This window comes from Xanthomonas sp. NCPPB 3218, assembly GCF_056725185.1.
In genome coordinates this window covers 1,576,978-1,592,460 of sequence record NZ_CM161516.1, presented here as the reverse complement: position 1 = coordinate 1,592,460, position 15,483 = coordinate 1,576,978, and the positions used below count along the sequence as shown (strand labels likewise).

Below are 15,483 nucleotides of genomic sequence, written 5' to 3'. Positions count from 1 at the left end.
CCTGAGCCGACACCTGTCGGCGCGACCGAACCCTGCGTTCACCTCATTCGGCATCCGTGCGATCACCCTGCATGTACCTTGACACCGACCGTCCCATGCAGAGCAACCGCCCGCGCGGCACGCACCGTGCATGTGCCCTTCTTCCCCTTCAGCAGATCCCGTTTCCCTCATGACGGATACCTCCGTGTCTTCCCAAGCGCCGGCCAGCGGGTGGCGCCGCGCCTTGCCGGTGATCATCAGCCTGGCAATCCTGGCAATGGCGCTGCACGCGCTGTCGGGGCAATTCACCGACCATGGCTATCGGCAGATCCGCCAGGCCTTCCGCGCCCTGGGTGCCGGCCAGATCGCGCTCACCCTGTTGCTGGGCTTGAGCAGCTACGCCTGCCTGGTGGGCTTTGACTGGGTCGGGCTCAAGCGCACCGGCAAGCGGCTGCATCCGGCGCGCGTGGGCATCACCGCCTTCATGGCGCATGCGGTGGGGCAGACGCTGGGCTTTGCCGCCCTGACCGGCGGCGCGGTCCGCCTGCGCGGCTATGGCAGCGTCGGGCTGACCCTGGCCGAGATCGGCCAGGTGGTGCTGATGAGCACGCTGGGCTTCGTCTTCGGCGCCTGGGTGTTGCTTGGCCTGGCGCTGCTGCTGGAACCGGAAGCGGCTGCGCGTGCCTTGCCGATCACCGCAGAAGGCATCCGCATCGCCGGTATCGCCTTGCTGGTCGGCTACGTCGCGATGCTGGGGCTGGTCGGCAGACAGGGCCGCGAATTCGGGATCCGCAGTCATCGCTTCTGGCTGCCCGACCGCACCACGGTCCTGGGCGTGACCGCGCTGAGCGTGGTCGAGCTGGGCCTGGCCGCCGCCGCGTTCTACGTGCTGCTGCCGCCGGACCCGGGTACCGGCTACTTCGGGTTTATCGGCATCTGGCTGGTGGCGGTGGTCGCCGGGCTGATCTCCACGGTGCCGGCCGGCCTGGGCGTGTTCGAGTGGAGCCTGCTCAAGCTGCTGCCGCATGTCACCCCGGCCGCGGTGCTGGCCGCCGCGCTGGCCTACCGGGTCACCTACTACATCGTGCCGCTGCTGATCTCGGTGGCGATGGCGGCAGCCTCCGGCCTGGGCGCACCGGTGCGTGCCAGCGCCAGCACCGCACGCACGGTATGGAAGGCCTTGCGCCCGTGGTTGCCGCAGATCCTGGCGTTGGCGGTGTTTGCAGTGGGTGCCGCGCTGGTCATCGACGGCACCTTGCCCACTCCGCGCGCGCGCCAGGAAGTGGCGCCGCTGCCGCTGATCGAAACCTCGCACCTGCTGGTCAGCCTGGGCGGCATGGTGCTGCTGCTGATCGGCCAGGGCCTGCAACGCCGCAGCCATGCGGCCTGGGTGCTGGCGCTGGGCGTGTGCATCCTGCTGCCGCCGCTGTCGCTGTTGCGCGGCAGCCATATCTCGGTGTCGTTGTCGGCGGCACTGGCCGCAGTGGCGCTGTGGGCGGCACGCCGCGAGTTCTACCGCCAGGGCGCGCTGCTGGACGAAGCCTGGTCGTGGCGCTGGCTGAGCAACCTCGGCCTGGTGCTGGTGGCCACGTTCTGGCTGCTGTTCTTCGTCTACAGCCACGTCGAATACAGCAACGACCTGTGGTGGGAATTCGCCACCTCGGCCAACGCGCCACGCGCGCTGCGCGCGGCGCTGATCCTGTGCGTGGGCGTGATCGTGTTCGGCATGGCGCGCCTGCTGCGTGGCGGCCGCCGCCCGATGCCGTCCGCCGATGCGCAGACCCTGCAGACGCTGGCGCCGATCCTGGCCATCAGCACCGACACCCAAGCCTGCCTGGCGCTGACCGGCGACAAGGCCTTCCTGCTCGACGAGCAGGGCCGCGGGTTTGTGATGATGCAGCGTTACGGTGGCTCGCTGATCTCGATGGGCGACCCGGTCGGCCCGCCGGAGGTCGCGCGCGCCCTGATCTGGCGCTTCCGCGAGGAGGCCGACCATATGGGCCTGCGCCCGGTGTTCTACCAGGTCGGCGAAAAATACTGGCAGACCTACCTCGACATGGGCCTGACCCTGGTCAAACTCGGCGAAGAGGCGATCGTGCCGCTGGAAGGCTTCACCCTGGAAGGCCGCGACCGCGCCGATCTGCGCCAGGCCTGGAACCGCGGCAAGCGCGGCGGCCTGACCTTCCGCATGCTGCAACCCGAACAGGTGGACGCGGTACTGCCGCGCCTGTCCGAAGTGTCCGAGCAATGGCTGGAAGAAAAGTCCGGCGAAGAAAAAGGCTTCTCGCTGGGCAGCTTCGATGCGGACTATCTGCGCCGCTTCCCGGTGGCCGTGGCCGAGGCGGAAGGCGAAATCGTGGCCTTCGCCAATGTGTGGTGGGCGCCGGCCGGCGGCGAGTTGTCGGTGGACCTGATGCGGCACAGCGCGCAGGCACCCAAGGGCACGATGGATTTCCTGTTCATCGAGCTGTTCTTGTGGGGGCAAGCCAACGGCTATACGCGCTTCTCGCTTGGCATGGCGCCGTTGTCGGGCCTGGCCGAGCATCGCCTGGCCGGCCGCTGGAATCGCTTCGCCAGCCTGGTCGCACGTCATGGCGAGCGCTTCTATGGCTTCAGCGGCCTGCGCCGCTTCAAGTCGAAGTTCGCCCCGACCTGGCGCCCGCGCTATCTGGTCGCGCCCGGTGGCATGCATCTGCCGGCGGCGCTGCTGGATGTCACCCGATTGATCTCGGCGGATCCGGGCCGGCAGGAGTAAGGCCGCTCGATACCTGCGGTTTTACGCGCGCGAGTGCTTCAGGCTGCTGAGTGCGCTCGCACGCGTGCTTGAATGCATTGCTTGCCGATCAGCAGTGGCAATGCTGGGAGCGCGGTGCCGCGTCCGGGGGCGGGACCGTGTGGCGACATGGATGTCGCCACCGAGCCTCCAGGGATGGATTCACGGCGTGTCCCGACACTGGATGCGGCGCCGCGCCGCCGACCAGCTCCGCACACCGATCAATCTGTGCAGAACATCTATCTTTTACGCGCGAATGCTTCGGTCTGCTGCGGGCGCTTGCACGCGTACCGGTGTGGGACACGCCGCAAGTACGTCCATGTAGGCTCTGTCGCGGCATCCATGCCGCTCAAGGTCCCACACCGGCACGCGCGCAAGCACCACCGGTTGTTGTCGGTTGCGGAAAGAAATGCGAAGGGCCTGTTGGCGCTGCAGATCCTTCGGAACGTCACCACTTTTTGGCGACATGACAGCAGGTAAATGGCTTACCGATTACATCGGCCACGAAGTCCGCAGGCATCAGCACGTGCTTGAAGCACTGCTTGCCGATCAGCAGTGGCAACGCTGGGAGCGTGGTGCCGCGTCCGGGGGCGGGACCGTGTGGCGACATGGATGTCGCCACCGAGCCTGCATGGATGGATTCACGGCGTATCCCGACACCGGATGCGGCGCCGCGCCGCCGACCGACTCCGTACACCGATCGATCTTGCGCACGGCATCTGGGGGTTCCACGCGAATGCTTCGGTCTACTGCGGGCGCTTGCACGCGTACCGGCATGGGACACGCCGCAAGTACGTCCATGTAGGCTCTGGCGCGGCATCCATGCCGCTCAAGGTCCCACGCCGGCACCCGCGCAAGCACCACCGGTTGTTGTCGGTTGCTGAAAGAAAAGCAGAGGGCCTGCCGGACTGCAGGGGACCGAACCGAACGGTGACAACCAGGTTGTTGACCTGGTTCGGCCTGGAGTTGGGCCGAACCAGGTCAGACATGCCGCGCTCGCTTACGGCTTCGACAGCGCGTGCAGCTGCTCCATGATCACCTTGGCCAGGGTCGCGTAATCGCCCTTGAAGTGGTGATCACCCGGCAGCGCGACCCGCTTGGCGGCCTGTGCCGGCAGGCTTGGGCAGAGCGCGTCCTGATCGTCCTGGCCGTAGATGCACACGGTGGTGCCGGCGGGCAGCCGCTGCACTTCCGGCGCGATCGGCAGGCCTTCGTCGTCCGAGCCCAGCCAGTTGCTGACGTGGAATTCGTAATCGGCCAGCTTGCCCACCGACAACAGCGCGGTCATGCGCAGGTTCTGCTTGGTCTGCGCCGGCAGCTTGTTGATCGCGGCCGGCAACACGTCCGCGCCCTGCGAGAAGCCGATCAGCACCACCCGCTGACGTTGCCAGCGCTGCGCATAGAAACGCGCGATGCGATCCAGATCGGTGGCAAAGCCCTGCGGTGTGCGCTCGGTCCAGAAGTAACGCAGCGAATCCAGTCCGACCACCGGGATGCCCTGCGCGGCCAGGGCATCGGCCACCTCTTCGTCCAGACCTGCCCAGCCACCGTCGCCGGAGACGAAGATCACGAAGGTGTCGTCGTCGCTGTCGCCATCGGGCTTGGCCGGCAGCTCCACTACCGGCAGGTCTTCCAGCCCGCCCGGCGGTGGCGGCAGCGCCACGCCCTTCTGCTCGCCCAGCGAACGTGCCGCTGCGCGCAGGCCCGGCAGAATGTCGCCCCGCGCCGAACGCGTGAACGTGCGCGCCTGCGGCACCTGCTTGAGGAAGCCGTCTTCGGCCGCGGCCGGGCAACGCTTGTCCTGGCTGCCGGCAAGCACCCAGGGAATCTGCAGCGGCACCGGAAGCAGGGTGTTGCTGCCCGGGCGCACGCCCGGCTGGCAGATCGCCTGATCGGACACCGTCGCCGGGCAGAGCCCGTCGGTCAGCACGCCGGCCAGCACATGCGGCTTGGCTTGCGCCGCGATCGCATAGGCCAGCGCAGCCCCCTCGCCGTCGCCGACCAGCAGCGGCAGGCGGTAGGTGGGGATGTGGTAGAAGGCCTGCACGTAGCGCGAGAAATTTTCCACATCGCCGACCGAGAACGCGCAGGTACCGCCGGCCTTGCGCAGCACCGCGTAAAGATGCGCGGTATCGACCATCGCCACCATCGCGCCATCGGCGCGCAGGCTTTCCGCCTGGGTCTGGCGCTTGACGTTGTTGCCGGTGCCGGTCAGCCAGATCACCACGCGCTGCGGCTCGCCCTTGGGCATCAGCACCGGCACCTGCTCGAAGCGGCCGTGGCTCACTGGCTGCGTGGTCTGCGCAGCCGCCATGCCCGATAGCGTCAACACCGCCGCGCCGCAGAGCGCGCTCCACATCTCAAGTCGTCGCATGTCGCACCATCAGGAAAAGTGGTTCAAAGATAATCGCTCCAGGCGGCCACGCGAAGCGCGGCGCTTCGCTTATCGCGCATGTGCTCGCTGGCGATCTTCCCAGGCGGCCAAGGCCTGCCGGTAGCGCGCCAGGTCGTCCGCGTACAGATCGTGCACGCACAACGGGCAACCGCTTTCGCAGCACTCGTTGGGCGCAGGCGGCTCGGGTGGCTGCGGGCGTGGATCGTGATCGGAAGCTGCGCGGTCGTGCATGCGCGCATTGTAGCGTGCGCCGTGGCTGCGCCTGGATGAACCACGGCGCGCAGCGTGCCAGGTCAGCGCCCCAGTCGCCGGCGCAGATTGGCCCGCGCCGCGGCGTCGCAGCGCGCATGGAAGTAGTCGCTCAGGAAGATGCGCGGACGCTCGAGCAGGCCGGCCAGAAAGCGCCTGCGGTTGAGCCGGAACAGCAGGCTGGGGACATGCCCGCGGTACTCGGCGGCAATGCCCTCGTCATACGCATCGAACACCGCTGCCGGTGCGGCCAGGATCGCCATGTCGCAGTCCAGGAACAACGCCGCCTCGGCGTCCACATCCGCTGGCTGCAGTTGTCCGTGGCGTGCGGTGAGCAGAATCAGGCGCTGCACGCGCTGCAGATCCACCGATGCCTGCGGCCACCAGCGCGGGATGCAGTCCACCGCCCAGTTGGCGGATTCCGCCTCGTTGTCGCTGCGCCCGGGCTGATACACCGCATCGTGAAACAGTACCGCCAGCCAGACCTCGACCGGCTGCTGCCAACCCGGCCCGGCGGCGACCTCGGCGTAGTGCTGCAGCAGCGCACGCACATGGCCGAAGTGGTGATAGGCGCGCGGTGGCGTGGCATAGGCCTGTTCGAGCGCGGCCAGGTGCTCGGGCTGCAGTGGCAGTGGTGTGGTGGTGGCATCCATGCACGCAGGCTACCGCTGTACGCATCTGCCTGCACATCAGCGCAGCGCCCACTGCCCTTCGATCTGGTAACGCGACTGGCCCAGGAAGCTGCGCACCAGCGCGAACTCGCGCACCGTCCACGCCAGCGCATCGCAGCGCCGTTGCGGCAATGACTGGTTGCAATACAGCAGCGTCATATGCGGCGTGTACTGCGCGTCGCCGGCAATGCCCGCATGCGCCAGCTGCCGGCCCAGCGCGCCCTGCAGCTCGTACAGCCCGCGCACCTTGTCTTCGCCACGCAACACGCATGGCAGCTGCGAGCGCCGGCCGCCGAAGGTGCCGACCCGATCGAACTCCACCTCGAACGCGTCCAACACCACGCGCTCGGCTGCCTGACTGGCGCGGCTCACCAGCGAAGGCGGCAAGCCGCCAGCGTAATCGCCCAGATGATGCAGGGTCACATGCAAGCGCTCGCGCGCCAGCGGCTTGCCATCGACATGACCATTGTGCAGCAGCCCATCGGCGATCGCCGCAGCGCGTTGACCGGTGGCCGCATCGGCCATCACCGCAAAGAACAGGCGCTCGGTGGTCTTCTCCTCACCGAGGCCGAGCGACAACTGCGCCTCGGCCGAGGACAGGTACAGGAACTGCTGTTGCATGGGCTGATTCCACGACCGCGTACGCGGACCTGCCGGGAAGAAGGGCGGCGGATACTAGCAGACCAGATGCATGCGTGACACGCATTCAATGCCAATGCAAAAACGTGGAACGCGTGCAATGCGTGGAACAACAACCGCGCAGCATTGACCACTCGCGACACAAAAAGAAACGGGCAGCTTGCGCTGCCCGTTTCCGCCTTTATCGGTTCACTCCGCAAGCTGCATCACCTGGATGCGCCTGGGTCACGCACGCAGCTTACGCGGCGTTCTTCATCGCATGCTTGCGGTTACGCATCACGTCGTGACATGCGCGCACTTCCGGCAACAGACGCAGTGCGGCGTCGCGTGCGGCGGCCGGGGTATCCTGGTCGGCGATGGTTTCGTCGAACGCCTTCAACAGGCGATCTTCGGACTCTTCCAGCTCGGCGACGTAGCCGTACTTGGTATCGCCCAGCGTAGCGCGCACCTTGCCGTAGAACTGCTGCATGCTGCCGACCATGGTGCCGCTGGTTTCCGGCTTGCCACCGACCGATGCAACCACACTGCTCAGATTGCTGACGATGTCGGACTTCACGCCGGCGATGCGGCGGAACAGCGTTGCAAGTTCCGCATCGCCCACCTTGGCAGCCGCTTCTTCGTAGAAGTCCTTGCCGTCGCGGGAAATGGCGATGAGGTCGTTGAGGCTATGCTCGGTCTTGCTCTGAATGCTCATGTGTCGCTCCTGGTTGCGATAGGCCAGCGCTGCGCGGTTGGTGGATGCGTCTGCGCTGGCTTTCGGGGATGAGGCAATCGATGTGCTGATTGCATGCCTTGGCGTTGTGTACGGCCTTAGCTTGGCGGGACACACATAATCGACATGTGAGTGATGTGGTGATTGTCCTCACGCGATCATGCAGGCAATGAATGGCGATTCATCGATGCCAAGAGCAGGTCAAACCTACCTTGGCTGCCGGCTCGCCCACATATTGTCGACCAAGTTGGGATAGGGGCGACCGGCCTCCTCGGCGCGCTGCTTGGCAGCGGCTTTTTGGCTTGCGGTCAGCGGCGTGGAGGCGGATTTACCCTTGGGCTTGCCGCGCTTCCAGGGCGGTGGCGTGTGTTCGGTCATGGCGCTGTACGGTCCGCTTGCAGTGGAGCATGCAGTCTCGACGTGCGCTCGTGAGTTGGCCGTGGATATGGCCTTGCGTCCTGCAGTGACCAACGTCGCGGCCAGCACGCCATCTGCCAGCTCTGCCACTCATCACTCCAACTGCAGCAGGCAGTGCAGGCCGGCAGCGCCTCAGCAGCTCGCCAGCGACGCGCGCTGGCGGCGCTCCTGCCAGACCGCCAGCGCATACACCAGCAAGCCGCCCAGCGCAGTGGCCGCGCCCACGTAGCCGGTTGAGGTCCAGCCCCACCCGGCGGTGATCGCCATACCGCCCAGCCACGGGCCCAGCGCATTGGCGGTATTGAACGCGGCATGGTTGGACGCCGCTGCCAGGGTCTGCGCCTCCGCGGCCACATCCATCAGGCGCGTCTGCAGCGCAGGTGCCAGTGCGCCCATGGTGCCGACCGCCACGATGGACACAAACACCCACAGGCCCGACTGCGCAGCCAACGGAAAGGTCAGCATCACCACCACCGACCACACCAGCAATACCGGCACCGCGCGGAACTGCATGCGGTCGAACAGCCAGCCGCCCAGGATGCTGCCGAGCACGCCGCCGACCCCGAACGCCACCATCGCCAGCGGGATCCGCGCCGGCTCCACGCCGGTCACCGCGGTCAGGGTGGGCGCCAGATAACTGAAGACGCAGAACATGCCGGAAAAACCCACCGCGCCGATCGCCAGGGCCAGCCATACCTGCGGCTGATTGAACGCGCGCAGCTCACGCAGCGGCTGTTGCCGCGGCTCGTCCGGCGCGGGCGGCAGGCGCGCCGCCACTGCCGCAACCGTGCACAGCGCAAGCACCGACACCGCCGCGTAGGCCCACCGCCAACTCACGATCTGACCCAGCCAGGTCGCCAACGGATTGCCGACCAGCAAGGCAATGCTCAGGCCCAGCAATACCCGGCCCACCGCAGTGGCGCGTTGGTTGGGCGGGCTGATCGACGCGGCCACCAATGAAGCAACGCCGAAGTACGCGCCATGCGGCAAACCAGCGATGAAACGGCACAGCAACATCGTGTGATAGCTCGGCGCCAAGGCGCTGGCGAGATTGCCCAGCGCGTAGAACACCATCAGCAGCAGCAACAATGTGCGCCGCGGCCAGCGTGCGCCAATGATCGCCAGCAACGGCGCACCGACCACCACACCCAGCGCATAGGCGCTGATCACGTGGCCGACCTGCGGCTCGCTGATCTGCAGGCCCTGCGCAATCTGGGTCATCAGGCCCATGGTGGAGAATTCGCTGATGCCGATCGCAAAGCCGCCCATCGCCAACGCAAACAGGATCAGCACGTAGTCGCGCCGTGATACGGGCGGCGTCGAAAGATCGGTATCGGACATGCCCGACTCCAGGATGACGGGGCAGCGTATTATTGTGCAACGCAGCAATCAACGGAAGCGCGGCGCCTGCTGCGATTCAGCGCCAGGCCCCGGCACGTCACGGTCTGGCCGCTCTCGACGCGCCAGGAGACGCAGTGTCCTATCGCTATCGCTCGAATCGGCGCTGCTACGCCACCATCGCTAGGGGGCACTCGCGATCGGCGCGGTGTCGCGCCTGGCGCGTGATCCACACCCAATTGGTTGCTGATGTCCAAATCCACCGAGTCCCCGTTGTTTTCCGCCGTGCGCCTGGGCGCACTGGATCTTGCCAACCGCGTGATCATGGCGCCGCTGACGCGCAATCGCGCCGCCGCCGGGCAGGTGCCCTCGCCGCTCGCCGCCGAGTACTACGGCCAACGCGCCAGTGCCGGGCTGATCGTGGCCGAAGGCACGCAGATCAGCCCGCTGGGTCAGGGCTACCTGGATACGCCCGGCATCCACACCGCCGAGCAGGTCCAGGGCTGGCGTGCGGTCACCGATGAAGTGCATCGCCGTGGCGGCAAGATCGTGCTGCAGCTGTGGCATGTGGGCCGCGTCTCGCACACCAGCGTGCTGCCGCCGGGCGAATCGCCGGTGGCGCCCAGCGCCATCCGCGCCGAAGGCAAGACCTACACCAAGGACGGCTTCCAAGATGTCTCCGAGCCGCGCGCGCTGGCGCTGGACGAAATCCCCGCCCTGATCGAGGACTACCGCATCGCCGCGCGCAACGCCATCGATGCCGGCTTCGACGGCGTGGAAGTGCATGCGGCCAACGGCTACCTGCTCGACCAGTTCCTGCGTGACGGCTCCAACCAGCGCACCGATGCGTACGGCGGCGACATCGAAAATCGCACCCGCCTGCTGACCGAAGTGGTGCAGGCGATCGCCGACGAGATCGGCGCCGAACGCACCGGTGTTCGGCTGTCGCCGGTCACGCCGGTGTACGGCATGCATGACTCCGATCCGCAGCCGCTGTTTGAACGTGCGGTGGAGCGTCTCAACCTGATCGGCGGGCTGGCCTTCGTGCACGTGATCGAAGGCGCAACCGGCGGTGCGCGCGACAACGTCGCCTTCGACTATGCCGCGCTGCGCGCAAAGTTCGACGGCGCCTGGATCGCCAACAACAGCTACGACAAGGCGCTGTCCGACCACGCCATCCACAGCGGTTACGCCGATGCGATCGCCTTTGGCCGGCCGTTCATCGCCAACCCGGATCTGGTGCGTCGCCTGCGCGAGAACGCCCCGTTGGCCGAGCTCGACCAGGCCACCCTGTACGGCGGTGGTGCCAAGGGCTACACCGACTACCCCGCCCTGCCGAACTGAGCGCGGCTGCAAGACGCCTGCGCTCACCGCCAGGCAGGCGCGACCGATGTCCGGAATCGGGATGTACCACGCGTACATTCCGGTTGCTGCGCGCCGTCCGCACCCACCTGACGCCTGCTAGCTCCGTTTTGTCAGCCGCACCAGGTCGGGCCGACACAGCGGCTGCGCTCGGCATCAAGCGAGCGCAGCTGCCGTATCGGATCGGCCGGCCCGCACGCGCACGTTGGACCTAAGCACGTCGCCGGCCCGGCGTCTCGTGCAAGCGCGATACGCATCCCTTGCCCGATCGCCGTCGCAATGCGGCGGCCCTCGTGCATCTACCAAGACAATCGTTGAACCGGCGCGCAAGGCCAGGCGCTTGTGCGTGTGTTGCGCCTTGGGCTCGGCAAATACGCAAATGCATACACAGCACGTCCCTCGCAATGTCGGGAGCTTCGCAACGTAGCCATCCCGGTAGCAACCACATGACGCGTACACCCTGCCCCGCTAGGATCGTGCCGACACTGCTCTCTGGAATGCCGATGCGGCCCCTGCTCACTGCCATTGTTTTTTGCACGCTGCTGGTCTGCGGGCCAGCGCTTGCGGTGCCGTTCTGGGGCGCGCGCCAGTCTAGCCCTGCCGAAACGGCGCCGGCCGACCTCAAGCCGGGCGAATGGATCTGGGGCGGCGTCAGCAAGGGCTGGGGGCCGATGGCGGTGATTGTCAGCCTCACCGAGCAACGCGCGTATGCGTACCGCAACGGCATCCTGATCGGCGTTTCCACCATCAGCTCCGGCAAGCCCGGGCATGAGACACCGACCGGTGTGTTCACCATCCTGCAGAAGGACAAGGACCACCGCTCCAACCTCTACAACGCCGCGCCCATGCCCTATCAGCAACGCCTGACCTGGGACGGCGTGGCCCTGCACGCAGGCGGCCTGCCCGGTTATCCGGAATCGCATGGCTGCGTGCATCTGCCGTCGGAATTCGCGCGGCTGCTGTTCGACAATTCCAACATGGGCATGGTGGTGGTGGTCGCGCAGGCCGGTGTGGATGCGGACGCGGTGGTGCATCCCCGCGCGCTCAGCCCGATCGACCCGGCCACCGGTGCGCAGCGGGCATTGCTGCCGCTGCCCAACGGCCAGAGCTTTGCATGGCAGCCGGCGCTGGCACCCACCGGCCCGATCTCGATGCTGGTCAGCAGCAGCGATCAGCAACTGGTGGTGTATCGCAACGGCGTGGAAATCGGACGCGCGCAAGTGGCATTGCGCGCGCAGACCGGCGCCGCGCCGCTGGGCACGCAGGCGTTCATCGTCGGCCAGGGCTTCCTGCCTGGCGAAGTGCCCGGCTTGCCCGGTCAACGCATGCCCAACTGGATGCGCATCGGCATCCCGGGCAGCAGCGCCGCGGCAGGACAGCCGCTGGATGCCGACACCATCGCGCGGCTGCAGGTGCCGCCGGCATTCCTGGCCGGCCTGCTGCCGCTGCTGACGCCTGGTGTGGTGCTGGTGGCCACCGACCAACGCATCCTTCCCGAAACCACCGGCGGTAAGCTGCAGGTACTGGATTCGGACCCGCCCGAAGCACCCTGAGCACGAACAGCGCCGCGTCAACGCAGTGGCGAGTTGCAAACTGCGCGTGAGGTCGTGCGCGCACATGCGTGCAGCCCAGCATCGGCATGCACTCGTATGCGCTGGCGGTGCCGAGCGCTGGCGGCCCGCCCAGTGTTGTTGAGCCCCGCGACCCGACGCGCGTTGCTGCGATTGTCAGCGCGACCTGCTTGGCAGATGATGCGGACATCCCCTCATTGCCAAGGATGTGCGTGATGCGTTTACTCACCGCGGTTCTGCTCGGCAGCACGCTAGTCGGTTACGCGTCCTCCACCGCAGCGGCCGAGCCGCTGCGCCCTGCCGCACCGAACGCCGAGTGCCTGGATGCGCGCAAGGTGACGGAGCTGCATCAAGCCGATCCGCGCACGCTGGCAGTGGCCGAACAAGGCGGACGGCTGTTCCGCATCAGCCTGGCGCAGGACTGCCCGCAACTGGCCGCACAAGCCGATGCAAGCCTGCTGGCGGCGCACGGCTGGGTCTGCAACGGTGCGCCGGCATACGTGCGCTCGGGCCAGCAGCACTGCGCGGTCAGCCAGATCGCCACGTTGAATGCGCGCGAATACGCCAGTGCGGCACGGCAACGCGACAGCGGCATCCCGACCCTGGACGGGGTCAGCGTGCGCGAAGCGCGCCGGCGCAATTTCGCCGGTTCCTCCAGCTACTGCTTCAATCCCAGTATGCTGCGCTCGTGGTCGGAGGACGGCCAGGGCCTGGTGGTGGAAGTCTCTCCACGTCACCCCGGCACGCATCGCCACTACCGCGTCGAACTGATGGACAGCTGCCGCGAACTCAGTGGCGCGCCGCCGATCCGCTTCGTCTCCGGCATGGGCCTGAATGCGATCTGCGGCAATCCCGGCGACAAGGTCGATGTGCTCGACGAAATGGCACTTGCCGGCGCGGCTGCCGGATCCGGCCAGCAGGGCGACCTGAGCACCACGCGTGGCGGCCTGGCCGCGCGGATGCGCCAGAGTTGCACGGTGGCGGCGGTGTATCCGCGCGATTGAGCACGCCGCAACGCAGGAGCGCGCTTGCGTGCGATGAGGCGGTCTCGATACCGCCTCATCGCGCGCAAGCGCGCTCCTGCACACGCTGCGGGCGGTGTTGCTGCTTCCGCACTCGGCTCACGCCTTGCGCAGGAAACAGGTCTTCAGCACCAGGCCCTTGATCTTTTCCGAATTGCCTTCGATGTGCTCGGCATCGTCCTCGACCAGGCGGATGTTGCGGATCAGCGTGCCCTGCTTGAGCGGAATCGACGAGCCCTTGACCTTCAGGTCCTTGATCACCGTCACCGTGTCGCCGGCCTGCAGCAAGTTGCCGTTGCTGTCGCGCACCACCGTCGCAGTCGCGGCGGACTCGCCCACACTCCATTCGAAGCCGCAGTCTGCGCAAATCAGCATCGCGCCATCGGCATAGGTATTGTCCAGGCCACATTGCGGGCAGGCGGGAACGGAAGACATGCGATTCCTAGGTTCAAAACGGGCGTGGATTGTAGCGCCCCGGCCGCGCGATCACGTCTCCGGCACGGCGCCGGCGCGATAGTGCGGCGCTTGTCGAATGCCCTGCAGGTCGCACGTGCCCAACCCATCGCTTCCCCAAGCCCCCGGCGCTGCGCCAGGATCCACCGCGCCTGCCGCTGGCGAACCGGGCGCGGCTAAGAAAACCGGCTCGCATCTGGTCGTCTACGTCGCGCTGGCCGGCAACCTTGCCATCGCGATCGCAAAATTCATCGCCGCAGGCATTTCGGGCAGCTCGGCGATGCTCAGCGAAGGCGTGCACTCGCTGGTGGACACCGTCAACGAAGTGTTGCTGCTGTACGGCCTGCGCCGCGCCGCGCAGGCCCCCTCGCCGACCCATCCGTTCGGCTACGGACGTGAGCTGTATTTCTGGAGTTTCATCGTCGCGCTGCTGGTCTTCGCCATGGGCGCAGGCGTGTCGCTGTACGAGGGCATCGTGCATCTGCGCAATCCCGAGCCGGCCAAGAGCCATCTGCTCGCTTACATCGTGCTCGGTGTGTCGATCGTGTTCGAAGGCATTTCCTGGGTGGTGGCGCTGCGCGAATTCCGCGCCAAGAAGGGCCGCATGGGCTATTTCCAGGCATTCCGGCAGAGCAAGGATCCCAGCACGTTCACCGTGCTGCTCGAAGATAGCGCCGCCTTGATCGGCCTGTTCATGGCGGTACTGGGCCTGGCCGGCGCGCAGCTGCTGGACATGCCCGAACTCGATGGCATCGCCTCGATCGGCATCGCCTGTGTGCTGGCCTTCACCGCATTCCTGTTGGCGCGCGAAACCAAGGGCCTGCTGATCGGCGAACCCGCGCATGCGCACGTCACCGAATCGCTGCTGCGCATTGCCGCCAGCGATGCGGATGTGCGCGCCGCCAACGGCGTATTGACCATGCAGATGGGCCCGAACCAGGTGGTCGCCGCGTTGAGCGCCGAGTTCGAAGACAGCCGCACCACGCCACAGATCGAAGCCTGCGTCGGGCGCATCGAAGCGGCCGCCAAGCGGCAGCACCCCGAGCTCACCGCGCTGTTCATCAAGCCGCAGACGCCGGAAACCTGGCACGCGCGCCGCGCCCAGATCGAACGTGGGACCGAGAAGGATTAGCGCACGGCAGGCCGTGGAATGCGTGCATCGCCACGCGGCCAAACGCCGCACGTGACGCGCATCAATCGGCTCATCTTCGCACCGACGCATCGCGCAGGACGCAGTTGCATCGCAGCGGTGACATCGTCACCACCAAGCTGATCCTCGCCCTAACCGCAGCCCCGGCTGCGGTTGCATCATCCGGGTCGATTGCCTACGGTAGGCGGGCACCACCTCTTGGCGTCGTGAGTCAGCCGACGCATCCCACTCGATCACAAGTCATGGAGGTTTCCGATGGAAATCAGCCAGGGTCGCGTTGCGACCATTCATTACACCCTTTCCGACGACAGCGGCCAGGTCCTGGACCGTTCGACGCCGGACGCGCCATTGAGCTACCTGCACGGTGCCGGCAACATCGTGCCCGGCCTGGAACAGGCGCTGGACGGCAAGCGCGTCGGCGAGACACTCACTGCCGATGTCGTGCCCGAACAGGGCTATGGCCCGCGCCATGAGCAGTTGATCCAGCAGGTACCGCGTGAGGCATTCCCGACCGATGTCGAGGTCGTGCCGGGTGTGCAGTTCGAGGCGCGCACCCAGCAGGGCCCGGTGCTGGTCACCGTCACCGAGGTGGGCCCGGAGCAGGTCACCGTCGACGGCAACCATCCGCTGGCCGGGCAGACCCTGCATTTCGCGGTCGAAGTCATCGAGGTGCGCGAAGCCACCACCGAAGAACTAAACGAAGGCCAGGTCGCCAGCGTCGCGGCCTGATCGGGTGTGCCGCGTGCCTGTGG

At 66.9% G+C, this 15,483-nt stretch carries 14 protein-coding genes and 1 other RNA gene; 7 read left to right on the top strand and 8 right to left on the bottom strand.

Features of this window, described 5'->3' with window-relative positions; translation table 11 throughout:
* The first annotated feature begins 169 nt into the window (after window positions 1–169).
* Complete coding sequence (gene mprF, locus AC1PLS_RS06910) at window positions 170–2,734, top strand: bifunctional lysylphosphatidylglycerol flippase/synthetase MprF (protein ID WP_065031816.1); 2,565 nt, start codon at window positions 170–172, stop codon at window positions 2,732–2,734.
* A 1,018-nt stretch (window positions 2,735–3,752) separates the two neighbouring features.
* Here the strand turns inward: mprF and AC1PLS_RS06905 are convergent.
* From AC1PLS_RS06905 to AC1PLS_RS06875, 7 genes are all read right to left on the bottom strand, one after another.
* The gene (locus AC1PLS_RS06905) at window positions 3,753–5,126 is read right to left on the bottom strand and encodes a virulence factor (RefSeq protein WP_065032044.1); all 1,374 of its coding nucleotides are present in this window, start codon (window positions 5,124–5,126) and stop codon (window positions 3,753–3,755) included.
* A 69-nt stretch (window positions 5,127–5,195) separates the two neighbouring features.
* On the bottom strand, window positions 5,196–5,378 hold the full coding sequence (locus tag AC1PLS_RS06900) for an oxidoreductase-like domain-containing protein (RefSeq protein WP_024937992.1): 183 nt from the start codon (window positions 5,376–5,378) through the stop codon (window positions 5,196–5,198).
* Window positions 5,379–5,440: 62 nt separating this feature from the next.
* On the bottom strand, window positions 5,441–6,049 hold the full coding sequence (locus tag AC1PLS_RS06895; protein WP_024937993.1) for an HD domain-containing protein: 609 nt from the start codon (window positions 6,047–6,049) through the stop codon (window positions 5,441–5,443).
* Window positions 6,050–6,085: 36 nt separating this feature from the next.
* Window positions 6,086–6,688: a 2'-5' RNA ligase family protein gene (locus tag AC1PLS_RS06890; RefSeq protein ID WP_104552946.1), complete on the bottom strand. Its 603-nt coding sequence runs from the start codon at window positions 6,686–6,688 to the stop codon at window positions 6,086–6,088.
* A 256-nt stretch (window positions 6,689–6,944) separates the two neighbouring features.
* Complete coding sequence (locus tag AC1PLS_RS06885) at window positions 6,945–7,400, bottom strand: PA2169 family four-helix-bundle protein (protein ID WP_024937995.1); 456 nt, start codon at window positions 7,398–7,400, stop codon at window positions 6,945–6,947.
* A 225-nt stretch (window positions 7,401–7,625) separates the two neighbouring features.
* Window positions 7,626–7,925 (bottom strand): hypothetical protein, encoded by a 300-nt coding sequence (locus AC1PLS_RS06880; RefSeq protein ID WP_179464150.1) that lies wholly within the window; start codon window positions 7,923–7,925, stop codon window positions 7,626–7,628.
* Window positions 7,926–7,967: 42 nt separating this feature from the next.
* Window positions 7,968–9,176, bottom strand: a complete 1,209-nt coding sequence (locus AC1PLS_RS06875) for an MFS transporter (protein ID WP_161961407.1) — start codon at window positions 9,174–9,176, stop codon at window positions 7,968–7,970.
* A gap of 246 nt (window positions 9,177–9,422) precedes the next feature.
* On the opposite strand from AC1PLS_RS06875, the gene AC1PLS_RS06870 reads away from it, so the two are divergent.
* The 4 genes from AC1PLS_RS06870 to AC1PLS_RS06855 all read left to right on the top strand — a co-directional run bounded on the left by AC1PLS_RS06870 (window position 9,423) and on the right by AC1PLS_RS06855 (window position 13,110).
* Window positions 9,423–10,517: an alkene reductase gene (locus AC1PLS_RS06870; protein WP_184431752.1), complete on the top strand. Its 1,095-nt coding sequence runs from the start codon at window positions 9,423–9,425 to the stop codon at window positions 10,515–10,517.
* A 61-nt stretch (window positions 10,518–10,578) separates the two neighbouring features.
* Window positions 10,579–10,654, top strand: a non-coding RNA gene (locus tag AC1PLS_RS06865) — sX9 sRNA.
* Between the two features lie 378 nt (window positions 10,655–11,032).
* Window positions 11,033–12,088: a L,D-transpeptidase gene (locus tag AC1PLS_RS06860; protein WP_104573824.1), complete on the top strand. Its 1,056-nt coding sequence runs from the start codon at window positions 11,033–11,035 to the stop codon at window positions 12,086–12,088.
* A 224-nt stretch (window positions 12,089–12,312) separates the two neighbouring features.
* Window positions 12,313–13,110 (top strand): hypothetical protein, encoded by a 798-nt coding sequence (locus tag AC1PLS_RS06855; RefSeq protein WP_184431756.1) that lies wholly within the window; start codon window positions 12,313–12,315, stop codon window positions 13,108–13,110.
* Window positions 13,111–13,227: 117 nt separating this feature from the next.
* On the opposite strand, the gene AC1PLS_RS06850 is transcribed toward AC1PLS_RS06855, so the two are convergent.
* Window positions 13,228–13,563 carry a zinc ribbon domain-containing protein YjdM gene (locus AC1PLS_RS06850; protein WP_065032046.1) on the bottom strand — a complete coding sequence of 112 codons (336 nt, stop codon included), beginning with the start codon at window positions 13,561–13,563 and terminating at the stop codon, window positions 13,228–13,230.
* Window positions 13,564–13,660: 97 nt separating this feature from the next.
* Here AC1PLS_RS06850 and AC1PLS_RS06845 point away from each other — a divergent pair, with 97 nt between their 5' ends.
* Both AC1PLS_RS06845 and AC1PLS_RS06840 read left to right on the top strand, forming a co-directional pair.
* Window positions 13,661–14,713 carry a cation diffusion facilitator family transporter gene (locus tag AC1PLS_RS06845; protein ID WP_184431758.1) on the top strand — a complete coding sequence of 351 codons (1,053 nt, stop codon included), beginning with the start codon at window positions 13,661–13,663 and terminating at the stop codon, window positions 14,711–14,713.
* A 273-nt stretch (window positions 14,714–14,986) separates the two neighbouring features.
* Window positions 14,987–15,460: an FKBP-type peptidyl-prolyl cis-trans isomerase gene (locus tag AC1PLS_RS06840; protein WP_039511537.1), complete on the top strand. Its 474-nt coding sequence runs from the start codon at window positions 14,987–14,989 to the stop codon at window positions 15,458–15,460.
* Window positions 15,461–15,483 lie beyond the last annotated feature (23 nt).